The 12,932-nt window shown below is 68.9% G+C and carries 8 protein-coding genes and 1 tRNA gene; 6 read left to right on the top strand and 3 right to left on the bottom strand.

The window, feature by feature from the left end:
* Nucleotides 1-4: 4 nt before the first annotated feature.
* Together OL599_RS20340 and OL599_RS20335 are read right to left on the bottom strand one after the other, a co-directional pair.
* Complete coding sequence (locus OL599_RS20340) at nucleotides 5-580, bottom strand: XrtA/PEP-CTERM system exopolysaccharide export protein (RefSeq protein WP_264715772.1); 576 nt, start codon at nucleotides 578-580, stop codon at nucleotides 5-7.
* Nucleotides 581-759: 179 nt separating this feature from the next.
* Nucleotides 760-831 (bottom strand) — tRNA-Val (locus tag OL599_RS20335).
* 560 nt (nucleotides 832-1,391) lie between these two features.
* On the opposite strand from OL599_RS20335, the gene OL599_RS20330 reads away from it, so the two are divergent.
* The 6 genes from OL599_RS20330 (at nucleotide 1,392) to OL599_RS20305 (ending at nucleotide 11,815) form a co-directional block, all read left to right on the top strand.
* Nucleotides 1,392-2,747, top strand: a complete 1,356-nt coding sequence (locus OL599_RS20330) for a TIGR03013 family XrtA/PEP-CTERM system glycosyltransferase (protein ID WP_264715771.1) — start codon at nucleotides 1,392-1,394, stop codon at nucleotides 2,745-2,747.
* 97 nt (nucleotides 2,748-2,844) lie between these two features.
* Nucleotides 2,845-4,881 carry an XrtA/PEP-CTERM system histidine kinase PrsK gene (gene prsK, locus OL599_RS20325; protein ID WP_264715770.1) on the top strand — a complete coding sequence of 679 codons (2,037 nt, stop codon included), beginning with the start codon at nucleotides 2,845-2,847 and terminating at the stop codon, nucleotides 4,879-4,881.
* A 228-nt stretch (nucleotides 4,882-5,109) separates the two neighbouring features.
* Nucleotides 5,110-5,787 carry a methyltransferase family protein gene (locus tag OL599_RS20320; protein WP_264715769.1) on the top strand — a complete coding sequence of 226 codons (678 nt, stop codon included), beginning with the start codon at nucleotides 5,110-5,112 and terminating at the stop codon, nucleotides 5,785-5,787.
* A gap of 593 nt (nucleotides 5,788-6,380) precedes the next feature.
* Nucleotides 6,381-7,793 (top strand): PEP-CTERM-box response regulator transcription factor, encoded by a 1,413-nt coding sequence (gene prsR, locus OL599_RS20315; RefSeq protein WP_264715768.1) that lies wholly within the window; start codon nucleotides 6,381-6,383, stop codon nucleotides 7,791-7,793.
* 69 nt (nucleotides 7,794-7,862) lie between these two features.
* The gene (prsT, locus tag OL599_RS20310; RefSeq protein WP_264715767.1) at nucleotides 7,863-10,640 is read left to right on the top strand and encodes an XrtA/PEP-CTERM system TPR-repeat protein PrsT; all 2,778 of its coding nucleotides are present in this window, start codon (nucleotides 7,863-7,865) and stop codon (nucleotides 10,638-10,640) included.
* Nucleotides 10,637-11,815: a glycosyltransferase family 4 protein gene (locus OL599_RS20305; protein WP_264715766.1), complete on the top strand. Its 1,179-nt coding sequence runs from the start codon at nucleotides 10,637-10,639 to the stop codon at nucleotides 11,813-11,815. Before prsT ends, OL599_RS20305 begins: the two co-directional genes overlap by 4 nt.
* Here OL599_RS20305 and OL599_RS20300 read toward each other — a convergent pair.
* The gene (locus tag OL599_RS20300) at nucleotides 11,807-12,886 is read right to left on the bottom strand and encodes an acyltransferase family protein (RefSeq protein WP_264715765.1); all 1,080 of its coding nucleotides are present in this window, start codon (nucleotides 12,884-12,886) and stop codon (nucleotides 11,807-11,809) included. The two genes, OL599_RS20305 and OL599_RS20300, sit on opposite strands and share 9 nt — an antisense overlap.
* Between the last annotated feature and the right edge of the window lie 46 nt (nucleotides 12,887-12,932).

Here is a 12,932-nt window from a genome sequence, read left to right as displayed (position 1 = left end):
ACCTTCAGAACCAGCTTTGCGGAATGATCAGCGTGTCGCCCGGCAGCATCTCCACGTTCTGGTCGATGTCGCCATCCTTCAACAGGGACGAAAGACGGACCTTGATGGACTCCCGCTTGTCGCCGACGCGACGCACGATCACCGCGCTGTTGCCGGCGGCGAACTTGGTCAGCCCCTTCACGGCGATCATGACGTCGAGCACGGTCATGTGGTCGCGATAGGGGATCGCCTGCGGCTCCGTGGCCTCGCCGATCACCCGGACCTGGCGGCTGAACGGACCCACGAAATTCGTCACCATCACGGTAACGATCGGGTCCTTCACGTATTCCTTCAGCCGCTCTTCCAGCTCCTTGCCCAGCTGCGTCGGCGTCTTGCCGGCGGCGACGATATCGGGGATCAGCGGCATCGAGATGCGCCCGTCGGGCCGCACCGGCAGGCTCGGCACGCTCAGCTCCGGCGCGCGATAGACGGAGATGCCCAGCTGGTCGCCGGCGCCGATGACATATTGCGTGTTCTTCGTCGGGTCGTTCGCGGCGGTGTCGGCCTCGTTCATGGCCGCCGCGCTGTCGGCGGTTGCCATGTTCTTCGGCCCCGGCGCAACCGCGCAACCGGCCATAAGCAGAATCGCAATAAAGTGGCCAAAGAGCCAAGTCATGCGTCGTGTAATGATCATGCCAGTCCCGGTTCCACCTTACCCAACGAAACGCGAAGGAACGCCAACGAAACGCACGGGATTTCCGGCGAAACACGCGAGAGCCATAGGCGCGGAAGGAATCGAACCCCCAACCTCTGCCATGTAATGACAGCGCTCTGCCACTGAGCTACACGCCTGCATCGATCGCGTCCGTCACCGGACCTGCCCCATCCGACCGCGACCGCATACGCAAGCCATGTAGCACCGCTATCATTCTAGCGTAAAGATCGCGTTTAGAATCTTGCAGATGCGCGAGATTGTTCGCAACCCCCGGTAGTCCTCGCTGCTATTTTGACACGACGGCACGTGCATTCATCGTCCATCCGCGGATCGCCGGATAACACTTATATGAGCGATCGACAGGTTCCGCGACAGTAACTAAAAGGTAATAAAACCGGACCCGGAACCCGTTCGCATCGAATGTGACTTGACCGTCCCGTTAATCCTCCGTTACCGTCTTGATTAATCGAGCTTTCGGCAGCTTCGGGTATTTTCCGTCAACAGCCTGACCGGGCGTCGAACGCGGGCATGCCATCCCGGCGGCCTGTGGCGAGATGTCTGCCGCCAGGACGCCTTGTCCAGGACGCCCCATGAGACGATCACGGCGAACGCGGTGCGATGGTGAGGGCTCCGGCCGGGCGCCCCATCCACAGGCACACGTGGCCGTGAGCGCGCCGCCATGGCGGATGCGCCGCCGATGACACGGATCTTCGGGCATTACGTGGCGCTGGAGATGTTCTTTCTCTGGCTGCTGGAATTCGTGCCGTGCTTCCTGGCCATCTATGTGCTGGTGGCGCAGGCGCCGGGCGGATCCGCCGGCTGGATCGATCTCGCGGCGGTGAACCATGCCGTCATCCTGGCGCTCACGATCGGCCTGACCTCGATCTGCATCGGACTCTACCGCCCCGAGATCTGCCTGCAGACGCGCCGCCTGCTGGTCAACACCGCGGTCGCCGGCGTGCTGGCCTTCCCCGCGGTGCTCGCGGTCGGCGAGGCGGCCGGCATCGACACCAGCTTCCTGCTCGGCGACAGCCCGCTGCGGCCGCTGCAATTCCTGCTCACCTGGATCCTGTTCCTGTTCGCCACCCGGCTCGCCTTCAGCGTGGCGATGCGGCTGAACCTGCTGTCGCGTCGCGTGCTCATCATCGGCGCCCCGCAGCACGCGGCGCGCACCGAGGAGGCGGTCCGCGCCCTGCGCCGCGGCTTCTTCACCGTCGCCGGCATCGCCTCCGCCCACGACGCCGCCCTGCTCGCGCCCGCGGCGCTGCTGCAGCAACGGATCTGGGGCGTCGTCGTCACCGCCGAGGCGCGCGGCGCGGTGCCGCGGGCCGAGCTGCTGGGCTGCAAATACGCCGGCGTGCGCATCTTCAGCGACGTCGAGTTCCGCGAGCAGCAGCTGCGCCGCATCGATCTCGACCATCTCGAAGCGGACTGGATGCTGTTCGCCGACGGCCTGTCGCGCGGCCGCATCGAGCAGGCGCTGCGCCGCGCCGGCGACATCCTCGTGAGCCTGCTGCTGCTGGTCGCCACACTTCCGGTAATGGCTCTCGCGGCGGTGCTGATCCGGCTCGACAGCCCCGGGCCGATCCTCTACCGCCAGGAGCGCGTGGGCCTGCAGGGCCGTGTCTTCACCCTGATGAAGTTCCGCAGCATGCGCGTCGACGCCGAAGCGCGCGGGCCCGCCTGGGCCGCGCAGAAGGACCCGCGCGTCACCCGCATCGGCGCCTTCCTGCGGCGCACGCGCATCGACGAGCTGCCGCAGCTGGTCAATGTCCTGCGCGGCGAGATGAGCTTCGTCGGCCCGCGGCCGGAGCGGCCGCATTTCGTCGACCAGCTCGCCGAGGTCATTCCCTTCTACCGCGACCGCGCCAGCGTGAAGCCGGGCATCACCGGCTGGGCGCAGGTCAATTTCCCCTATGGCGCCTCGGTCGAGGATGCACGGCAGAAACTGTCCTACGACCTCTATTACGTGAAGCACCGCAGCCTGTTCCTCGACATCCTGATCCTGCTCGCCACCGTGCGCGTGATCCTGTTCCAGGAAGGCGCCCGGTAGGGGCGCGCGTCAGGATGGACCATTTCTGCAACCAGGACGGGAACGGTGCTGTCATGCTGCAGGCGTCGGTGGCAGAAGGCCACGCATGTCCGCCTGGATGAACGCCACGACCCTGCTGCACGGCGGCTGCGCGGCCCTCTATGCGGCGCTGACGGTGCTGATCTTCACCCAGGCACGGCTCAGCCGCACCGGCACGCTGCTGGCCGGCGCCTGCATCGTCACCGCCGGCTGGGCCGCTGCGGCGGCCATGGCGAGCCACGCCCCGTTCGGCCTGATCGCCGGCATCCTCGACCTGCTGCGCCCCGCCGCCTGGTGCGTCTTCATCCTGCATCTGTATCGGCGCGCGGTGAAAAGCGGCCGCCAGCGCGGTCAGGCCTTCATGATGATGGGCATGGTCGCCGTCCTGGTGGCGTCGGTGATGCTGCTGCTCGGCCGCGTCTCGCCGGGCGGCGCCGTCTCGCTCTGGTCCATCTGGGTGGTCGGACGGCTGGGGTTCGCCGTCTGCAACGTGCTGCTGATCGAGAACCTGTACCTGAACACGCCGGAAGACGCGCGCTGGCACATCAACCTGCCCTGCGTGGCCCTCGGCGCCCTGTCCGTCTACGACATCGCGCTGTCCGGCGACACGCTGCTGTTCCGCCAGATCTCGCCGGCGCTGTACGACGGCCGCGCGCTCGCCACCGCCATCGTCGCCCCGCTGCTGGCCATCGCCGCGGCGCGCAACAAGCCGGACTGGGACGTCAACATCCACGTCTCCCGCACCGCCGTGTTCCACAGCGCGACACTGGTGGTCTCCGGCATCTTCCTGCTCGGCCTGGTCGCCGCCGGCGAGGCGTTCCGCTACATCGGCGCCGACTGGGGCGGCGTCGCCGAGGTCAGCCTGATCTTCGCCGGCATCGTCACCATCGCCGTGCTGCTCACCTCGCGCTCGGCGCGCTCGCATCTGCGCATCCTGCTGGTCGATCACTTCTTCAGCCACCGCTACGACTATCGTCGCGAGTGGATGCGCTGCATCGCCACGCTGTCCGCGCCCGACGCCTATGTCGCCCTGCATACCCGCGTCATCCGCGCGCTGGCGGAGATCGCCGACAGTCCCGGCGGCGTGCTGTTCCTGCGCGAGCGCGATGAGGCGGCGTTCCAGTGGGTGGGCTCCTGGAACATGCCGGCGGCCGTCGCGCCGGTGATGGACGACCACCCCCTGATCGCGGCCTTCCGCGACGGCGACTGGATCGTCGAGACCGCACCCGTCGTCCCCGACCTTTCCGGCGCCTGGCTCGCGGTGCCGCTGAACCATGGCGGCCACCTCACCGGCTTCGTCCTCGTCGCCCCGCCGCGCGCCGCCTTCAAGCTGGACCGCGAGGTGTTCGACCTGCTGCGCATCGTCGGCCGCCAGGTCGCCACCTACGTCGCCGAGCAGCGCGCCACCGAGGTGCTGCTGCAGACCCGCCAGCTGCACGAATACGGCAAGCGCTTCGCCTTTGTCGCCCACGACATCAAGAACGTGTCCAGCCAGCTCTCGCTGCTGCTGTCCAACGCCGAGACGCATCTGGAGAACCCGGAATTCCAGCGCGACATGCTGGCGACCATCCGCGCCTCGGTGCAGAAGATCGGCGCCCTGATCAAGCGGCTGCAGGCGCCCGAAAGCCAGATCAGCCAGGCCGTCATCATGCCCGGCCAACGACTGGAGGCGATCGTCGCCAACTGCCGGCGCCTGCGCGGCGCCGCGGTGGAGCTGGAGCAGGACGGCCGCACCGCCGGCGTCGCCATGGCGCCGCCGGCTTTCGACGCCGTGGTGACCCACCTGCTCGACAACGCCATCGAGGCGATGCGCGAGGCGCAAGCCGGCGAGCCCGTGCGCATCGCCCTGCGCCACGAAGCACGCCGCGCGCTGATCGACATCGCCGACAACGGGCCCGGCATGACCCCCGAATTCATCCGCGACGAATTGTTCCGCCCGTTCCGCACCTCCAAGCCCGACGGCAGCGGCATCGGCGCGTTCCAGGCCCGCGAATTGCTGCGCGAAGCCGGCGGCGACCTGCTGGTGACCAGCCGTCCAGGCGGCGGAACCACCATGCGGCTGCTGCTGCCGCTGGTCGAAGCCCCGGCCCCGCAAGCAGCCACGGCAACGGCGTGAAAGACCAGTGGCTTTGCCCCACATCGCGCGAAGGCGCGCGACGGAGGACCCCAGCAAAGGCGGAGCCTTTGCAATCCTTTACTTTCTTGGCTGCGTCAGCAGCCTTCAATTGATATCCGATATCATCTGAAGGCTGCTGACGCAGCCAAGAGAGTCGCGGGATCCAAGGGCCGAATGGCCCTTGGCGGGTGCAGGGCAGAGCCCTGCCCTTCAAGAAAGGCGGCCGAAATGGTTACGAGGCTGTTTGTCCAGACCGTGCTGTGGCTGGCCGTCATGGCCGTGCTGCTGTTCCTGCCCGCCGGCCGGGTTGACTGGCCTGGGGCCTGGCTGTTCCTGGCGGAAACCGGCGTGCTCTCCATTGTCGTCGGGCTCTGGCTTGCCATGCATGATCCGGCGCTGCTGGCCGAGCGCCTGGCCTCTCCGGTGCAGCGTGCGCAGAAGGGCTGGGACAAGGTGTTCATGGCGGGCGTGACGGCGCTGTTCTGCTTCTGGCTCGTCTTGATGGCGCTGGATGCCGCGAGATACCGCTGGTCGGCGGTGTCGCCCTGGGTGCAGGGCGTGGGCGCGGCCTTGATCTTCATTTCGATCGCCGTTGTCTCTCTGGTGTTCCAGGCGAACAGCTATGCCGCCCCGGTGGTGAAGATCCAGGCGGCGCGCGGGCAGACGGTGATTTCCTCCGGTCCCTACCGCTACGTGCGCCACCCGATGTACGCAGGGGCCATCCTGTTCTTCCTCGGCACGCCGCTGCTGCTCGGCTCCTGGTACGGGCTTGCGCTGGTGCCGGCGCTGATTGCCCTGATCGCCCTGCGTGCGGTGCTGGAGGAGCGCATGCTCAGCGCCGAGCTGGAGGGCTACGCCGCCTATGCCGCGCGTGTGCGCTACCGCCTGATCCCGCTGATCTGGTAGGGGCATGCCGTAGGACGGAGGCCGAATTCACTTTAAGCGGGACGGACCGGAGCGCAATCGCATCTCGTCCGCCGGCCCTGCGGGCGCGCAACACACTGACAGCAGAATTGCACTCGGGCGTACGCCGAGTACGCGCTGACATCATGTGATTTTCTCGGCCAGATCGGGTGTCGCCACGCACCGAGGCTCGTCGGCCGGGCTTGGTGCTCATTCGGCATGAAATTCTTCCGCGCAGTCCCGTACCGGTTTCCGCGCCCGCCCGGAGCGGGCGTGGGATTGGTCTGGAAGCGGGCTTCTTGTATGTTCGCCGCTCTCCGAAAAGATTTCGACCGCGCGACGTTGGCGGTCCCGGCCGCGGGGAAACGGCGAGGCAAGGCGGGTTGCAGTTGACGTATGCATGTAAAGACATCGGTGCGTAACGTCGTCCAGCCGGCGCCCTATTCCATCATGTGCCGCCGCATCCGGCCGGCCGGGTGCAGTCAGCCCCCACGAAATCGTGCGATCCGGCGCAGGACGTGGCAGAAGCACGTCATGACGCCGATCACGCTGCCGCGAGCAATCCGAACTTCGCGCCCGCCTCGACAGGAAGCACCATGAGCAAGCCGAAACTTCTGATCGTCGAGGACGACGAGGGACTCTGCAGCCAGTACCGCTGGGCGTTCCCGGGCTGCGACCTGGTGATCACCCATGCGCGGCCGCAGGCGCTGGCCGCCGCGCAGAAGGAACGCCCTTCGGTTGCCATCATCGACCTCGGCCTGCCGCCCGATCCCGACGGCGTCACCGAAGGCTTCGCCACGCTGGAAGCGCTGGTGCGGCAGGTGCCGAACATGAAGGTGATCGTGGCCACCAGCCACGGCGACCGGATGCACGCGCTGCGTGCAATCGGCAGCGGCGCCTACGACTTCTGCGAGAAGCCGATGGACATCGACCTGCTGCGCACCATCATCGACCGGGCGGTGCGCCTGCACGAACTGGAAGACGAGAACCGCCGCCTGGCGGAAGCGCCCGCGCCCTCGCCCATCAAGCGCATCATCACCGCCAGCGACGCCATGCTGAAGGTCTGCCGCACCATCGAGCGGCTGGCGACCACCAATGTTTCTGTGCTGCTGCTGGGCGAGAGCGGCACCGGCAAGGAGGCGCTGGCGCGTGCGGTGCACGAGCTCGGCCCGCGCGCCAAGCAGCCCTTCATCGCCATCAACTGCGGCGCGATCCCCGAAAACCTGCTGGAAAGCGAGCTGTTCGGCTACGAGCGCGGCGCCTTCACCGGCGCGGTGAAGCAGACCATCGGCAAGATCGAGGCGGCCAACAAGGGCACGCTGTTCCTCGACGAGATCGGCGACCTGCCGCACCAGCTCCAGGTCAAGCTGCTGCGCTTCCTGCAGGAGCAGGTGATCGAGCGGATCGGCGGACGCCAGACCATTCCCGTGGACGTGCGCATCGTCTCCGCCACCAACATGATGCTGGAGGAGCAGGTCGGCGAAGGGCGGTTCCGCAACGACCTGTTCTACCGCCTGAACTCGGTCACCGTGCGCATCCCGCCGCTGCGCGACCGGCCGGGTGACGCAATGCTGCTGGCGCGCTACTTCCTCAGCCGCTTCAACCGCGAGTTCGGCCGCAACATCCGCGGCTTCACCGAGGAGGCGATCTCGGCCATCTCCGGCCACGCCTGGCCCGGCAATGTGCGCGAGCTGGAAAACCGGATGAAGCGCGCCGTGGTGATGGCCGATGCGCGGCTGATCGACGCCGCCGACCTGGAGCTGGCTCCCGGCGCCACCGATCCTCACGGCCTCGACCTGCGGGCCGCCCGCCTGCGCGCCGAGCGCGAGGTGCTGCAGAAGGCGCTGGCGCGCAGCAACGGCACGCTGGCCACCGCCGCCAAGCTGCTCGGCATCAGCCGCCCCACGCTCTATACGCTGATGGAGGCGCACGGCGTGGCGCACGCGCCGGGCGATGCGTCGGATGCTGCCGCGGGGCAGGCGGTTTCGCACTCGACCAACACCGGCTGAGCCTCGTTCCGGCCTATCCCCGACCGGCCAAACAGTCCCCCTGGCGGGGCGAACATGGACTGAATCCGGATGAAGAAGCTTCTGCTGATCCTGCTCCCCGTGCTCTTCATCGGCGCCATCGCCGGCGCGGTCTGGTGGAAGTACGGCCGCGCTCCCGATTCCTACACCCTCGCCCAGCGGATGCTGGACCGCGGCGACCTCAAGAGCGCGCAGATCGAGCTGCGCAACGCCGTGCGCACCAATCCGCAGAACAGCGCCGCGCATTTCCGCCTCGGCCAGGTGCAGCTCCGCCTCGGCGATCCGGTCGCCGCCGAGAAGGAGCTGAAGGTCGCGCGCGACATGGGTTTCGACGCCCGCGCGGTGAACCCGCTGCTGGCCCAGGCCTACATGGCGCAGGGCCGCTACAAGGATCTGCTGCGCGACTTCTCGCCGCAGGGCCTGCCGGCGGACCAAGCGGTGCCGCTGCTGGTGATGCGGGCGATGGCGCAGCTTTCGGTCGGCGATCCGGCGGCGGCGCTGGCCTCGGCCGCCGAGGCCGAGCGGCTGCAGCCGCAATCGGTGGACGCGGCCATCGCTTCCGCCCGCGTCGCCATCGCCCGCCGCGACTTCCCCGCGGCCGAACAGAAGGTCGGTCGCGCGCTGCAGATCAATTCCCGCTCCACCGACGCGCTGCTGCTCAAGGGCCAGCTGCTGAACCTGAAGGGCGATCGCGTGCGCGCGCTCGAAGCGTTCGATGCCGCACTGGCGCTGAACCCGAACCTGCTCGCGGCCCGGCTGGAGCGGGCGAACATCCTGCTGATCAACGGCCAGGACACGCGCGCGCGCGAGGACGTGGAAGCCGCCCTGAAGCTCGAGCCGCGCAGTGCGATGGGGATCTATCTGCAGGGGGTCCTGCAGGTCAAAGCCGAGGACTACACGGGCGCGGATGCCTCGTTCACCAAGATCACGTCGCTGCTGCCGCGATTCCCGCGCGGCTATTTCTTCCAGGCGATCACCAAATACAACCTGGGCCAGGCCGAGCAGGCCACCGAGGCCGCCAACCGCTTCCTGGCCCGCAACCCGGACGATCCGGATGCGATCAAGCTGTTCGCGAAGATCGAGCTGGCCGGGCGGCGCAGCACCCGCGCCATCGAGGTGCTCGGCAAGGCCGCCGCCGGCGGTGCCGCCGATTCCGAGATGCTCGACCTGCTCGGCCGCGCCTATGTGCTGGCCGGCAAGCCCGAGCAGGCGGTGCAGAGCATGGAGCGCGCCGCCGCCCTGTCGCCCGACAATGCCGACATCCTGACCCGGCTGGCGGCGGTCCGCATGGGCATGGGCGACGCCGTGCGCGCCACCGGCGACCTGGAGCACGCGCTGGAGCTGTCGCCGGCCCAGGCCGGCGCCGGCGAGGCGCTGGTCATCGCCGCCATTTCCGCCGGCGAGATCGATCGCGCGGTGGTCGCGCTGGAACGGCTGCGCAAGGCGCAGGGGAACACCGAGACGGTCGGCAACCTGACGGCGCTGATCCGGATGGCCCAGCTCGACCTGCCCGGCGCGGTGGCCACCCTGAACGAGACGATCGGGCAGTACCCGGACGCGATCCAGCCGCGCATCAACCTGGCGAAGGTGCTGGTGCTGCAGGACAAGGCAGGCGACGCGCAGAAGGTGCTCACGGAGGTGCTGCAACGCCAGCCGACCGAGCCGACGGCGCTGGCCAACATGGTCTCGCTGCTGCTGGGCGACGGCAAGGCGGCACAGGCCGTGGCGCTGCTGGAAGGCGCGCACGCCGCCGCGCCGAAGGACACCGACATCGCCATCGGCCTGGCCAACCTGTATGTCCGCACCGGCGCGGCCAGGAAAGGGCTGGCGCTGGTCGACCAGGTGCTGAAGGACCAGCCCGGCAACACCACCCTGCTGGGCGCCAAGGCGCGGGTCCAGGCCGCGCTGGGCATGCCGGCCGAGGCGCGCGCCACCTATCACGAGATTCTCGACCAGGCGCCGGGCGACGTGCCGACGCGGCGCATGCTCGCCGAGCTTCTCGTCGCCGCGAAAGACGGCTCCGCCGCGAAGACGGTGATCACGGACGGGCTGAAGGTGACTCCGGGTGACGGCGCCCTGCTGCAGTCCTATGGCAGCACGGTCTACAAGACCGACGGCCTGGACGCGGCGCTGGCCAGCGCCGAGCAGCTCGCACGCGATCCGAAGAACCTGCCGGCGGCGCGGTGGCTCAAGGGCGACATCTACATGCTCGCCGGCCGCTTCGCCGACGCCGCGGCCGTGTATGCGGGCGAGATGCGGGCGGATTCCTCCACCACGCTGCTGCTGCGTCTGGTCGGCGCGCTGAACGCCTCCGGACGAACGGAGCAGGCCACGCAGACGCTGCGCGACTGGCTGGTCAACCACCCCGCCGACGACATGGCCGCCGAGGGGCTGGCGTCGATGGACATCATCGCCCGCCGGTTCTTCGACGCCGAGGCGCATCTTCAGGTCGTCCTGCGCAAGCGCCCCGGCGATCCCGGCGCGCTCAACAACCTCGCCTGGGTCTATCAGCAGCGCGGCGACCCGCGCGCGCGGGCGGCGGCGCAGAAGGCCTATCTGGTGTCGCCGACCCCGCAGTCCGCGGACACGCTGGGATGGATCCTGACCACCGACGGCAATGCCGCGACCGGGCTGTCGCTGCTGCGCCAGGCCAGCGCCCAGATCGGCGGCGACCCGACGGTGCAGTACCATCTGGCGGTCGCCCTGAAGGACACCGGGCGGCGCGAGGAATCGATCCGGGTGCTGCGGCCGATCGTGCAGGGGCTGGTCGATTTCGAGGACCGTGCCGCCGCGGCGCGGCTGCTGAACGACCTCTCGCGGGGCCAATGATCCGGCTGCTGACCTTCACCACGCTGTTTCCCGACAGCGAGCGGCCCAATCACGGGATCTTCGTCGAGAACCGCCTGCGCCACCTGGTGGCGACCGGCGAGGCCACGAGCGTGGTGATGGCGCCAACTCCCTGGTTCCCGTTCACGGGCGCCCGCTTCGGCGCCTGGAGCCGGTTCGCCCGGGTGCCGGCCCAGGAGGCGCGCCATGGGCTGACGATCCATCATCCCCGCTACGGCGTGATCCCGAAGCTCGGCATGTCCGCGGCCCCGCTGCTGCTCTACCTCGCCAGCCGGCGCGCCCTGCGCCGGCTGGTCGCGGACGGGCTCCGCTTCGACGTGATCGACGCCCATTACGCCTACCCCGACGGCGTCGCCGCGGTGTGGCTGGGCCGGCATTTCGGCAAGCCGGTGGTCATCACCGCGCGCGGCTCGGACGTGACCCAGCTTCCCGGCCACGCCATACCCAGGCGGCTCATTCGCACCGCGCTGGCGCGTGCCGACGGCCTGATCGGCGTCAGTTCGGCCCTGTGCGACCGCATGATCGCGCTGGGCGCCGCCCCGGACAAGGTTACGACGTTACGTAACGGCGTGGATACGTCAACCTTCCGCCCCGTCGACCGCGCCGCCGCCCGCGCTGCCCTGGGCCTGACCCGCCCGACCCTGATCTCGGTCGGCCTGCTGATCGAACGCAAGGGCCACGACCGCACCATCGCGGCCATGACCGAACTGCCGGACTTCGACCTGATCATCGTCGGGGAAGGGCCGGATCGGGAAAAGCTCGCATCGCAAATTGCGAAACTCGGCCTCTCCCCCCGCGTCCGCCTCCTCGGCGCCCAGCCGCATGCGCGGCTGCCGCTATTCTACGGGGCGGCGGATGCGATGGTGCTGGCGTCGAGCCGGGAGGGCTGGGCGAACGTGCTGCTGGAATCCATGGCCTGCGGCACCCCAGTGGTCGCCAGCAACATCCCCGGCAACCCCGAAGTCGTGCGGGCGCCGGAGGCCGGGCTGGTCGTCGAGAGCAACACCCCCGCCGGCATCGCCGCCGGGGTGCGGCGGCTGTTCGCTGCCCTGCCCGATCGCGCGGCCACCCGCGCCTATGCGGAGCGGTTCGGTTGGGACGAGACCAGCGCCGGCCAGCTCGCTTTGTTCCGCCGCGTGCTGGGGCGGTCAGCCTGACGTTGCCCTGACCGCCAGGCGCAGGAGCCCCGCCAGGCGCTCCCGCCAGGCGTGCTTGCGCCGCTCGGTCACCTCCGCCAGGGCCAGCACGATGACCGGCGGCGCCATGAAGACCAGGCCGCGCGTGGCCCAGGACGTGACCGGCCAGGGCGAGACGGCGACCAGCGCATGGATCAGCGGCAGATGCAGCAGGTAGAGCGTGAACGTGGCGCCCCCGAGCCAGCGCGCCGGCCCGGCCAACCGGTCCAGCATCCCCGGAACCGTCGCGGAGAGGGCGCGAAAACCCAGCAGATGCACCGCGAACAGCACGCCCACGAGATGGTCGAGGGCGTAGTCGTGCAGGCGCGTGGGCGTGAGTTCGAACGGGTCGTAGATCTCGTGGTAGCGGACCGCCTCGGTCTCGTAGACCGCAAAGCCGACGATGCCGAGCGCGAGCAGCATAGCCCCGAAACGCGGCCCGGGGACATGCCGCACGCACAGCCGATAGCAGAGCCGGCCGAGCAGCCAGAGCGGGAACAGTGCGGCGATCCCAGGCCCGACCGCGGCCATGACCAGCACCGGACCCAGCAGGTGCCATGGCGGCCGCGCAAAGACTGCGACGCCGAAGGCAACGTAGTACCAGACCTCGTAGCCCAGCGACCAGTAAGGCACGTTCGAGCCGGGCGGGGCGTGATGGGTCCAGATATCGTTGAGGAAGAACGCCCCGGCGACGAAGCTCCAGATGCCGCCATGGTGGGCTTCGCAGCACCATTCCTGGTACAGCTCCGGCCGCAGGGACTGGCCGGCCCGGTCAAGGGCGAAGGTGATCAGCAGCGCCGGCAGGGCGACCGACCAGACCCGCGCCGCCCGGTGCACCGTGTAGGTCAGGGCGGAATGCTCGCGCGTCTCCACGACATGGCCGATGACGAAGCCGGACAGGACGAAGAAGACGTCCACGGCCTCCCGCCCGTGCCCCTGCAACTGCCACAGGACGCCGCCGGAGTTCTGCTGCCAGGACGCATGCGAGAGGAAGACGAGACTGGCGGCCGCGATCCGGACGAGGTCCAGGTAGATGGAGGTTTCGCGGTTCATTCGTTGCCCTGCGGCCGTGCTGCGCCATCGCCTGCTTGCATTCTGC

It is taken from the genome of Limobrevibacterium gyesilva, from assembly GCF_025989185.1.
Taxonomy (GTDB): domain Bacteria; phylum Pseudomonadota; class Alphaproteobacteria; order Acetobacterales; family Acetobacteraceae; genus Limobrevibacterium; species Limobrevibacterium gyesilva.
This window is presented reverse-complemented; position numbering and strand designations above follow the sequence as displayed.

What these genes read in the sequence shown, in the direction of transcription:
- OL599_RS20305 (WP_264715766.1), top strand. Translation starts at nt 10,637, where the DNA reads ATGATCCGGCTGCTGACCTTCACCACGCTGTTTCCCGACAGCGAGCGG.
- OL599_RS20330 (WP_264715771.1), top strand. Translation starts at nt 1,392, where the DNA reads ATGACACGGATCTTCGGGCATTACGTGGCGCTGGAGATGTTCTTTCTC.
- prsK (WP_264715770.1), top strand. Translation starts at nt 2,845, where the DNA reads ATGAACGCCACGACCCTGCTGCACGGCGGCTGCGCGGCCCTCTATGCG.
- prsR (WP_264715768.1), top strand. Translation starts at nt 6,381, where the DNA reads ATGAGCAAGCCGAAACTTCTGATCGTCGAGGACGACGAGGGACTCTGC.
- OL599_RS20320 (WP_264715769.1), top strand. Translation starts at nt 5,110, where the DNA reads ATGGTTACGAGGCTGTTTGTCCAGACCGTGCTGTGGCTGGCCGTCATG.
- OL599_RS20340 (WP_264715772.1), bottom strand. Translation starts at nt 580, where the DNA reads ATGGCAACCGCCGACAGCGCGGCGGCCATGAACGAGGCCGACACCGCC.
- OL599_RS20300 (WP_264715765.1), bottom strand. Translation starts at nt 12,886, where the DNA reads ATGAACCGCGAAACCTCCATCTACCTGGACCTCGTCCGGATCGCGGCC.
- prsT (WP_264715767.1), top strand. Translation starts at nt 7,863, where the DNA reads ATGAAGAAGCTTCTGCTGATCCTGCTCCCCGTGCTCTTCATCGGCGCC.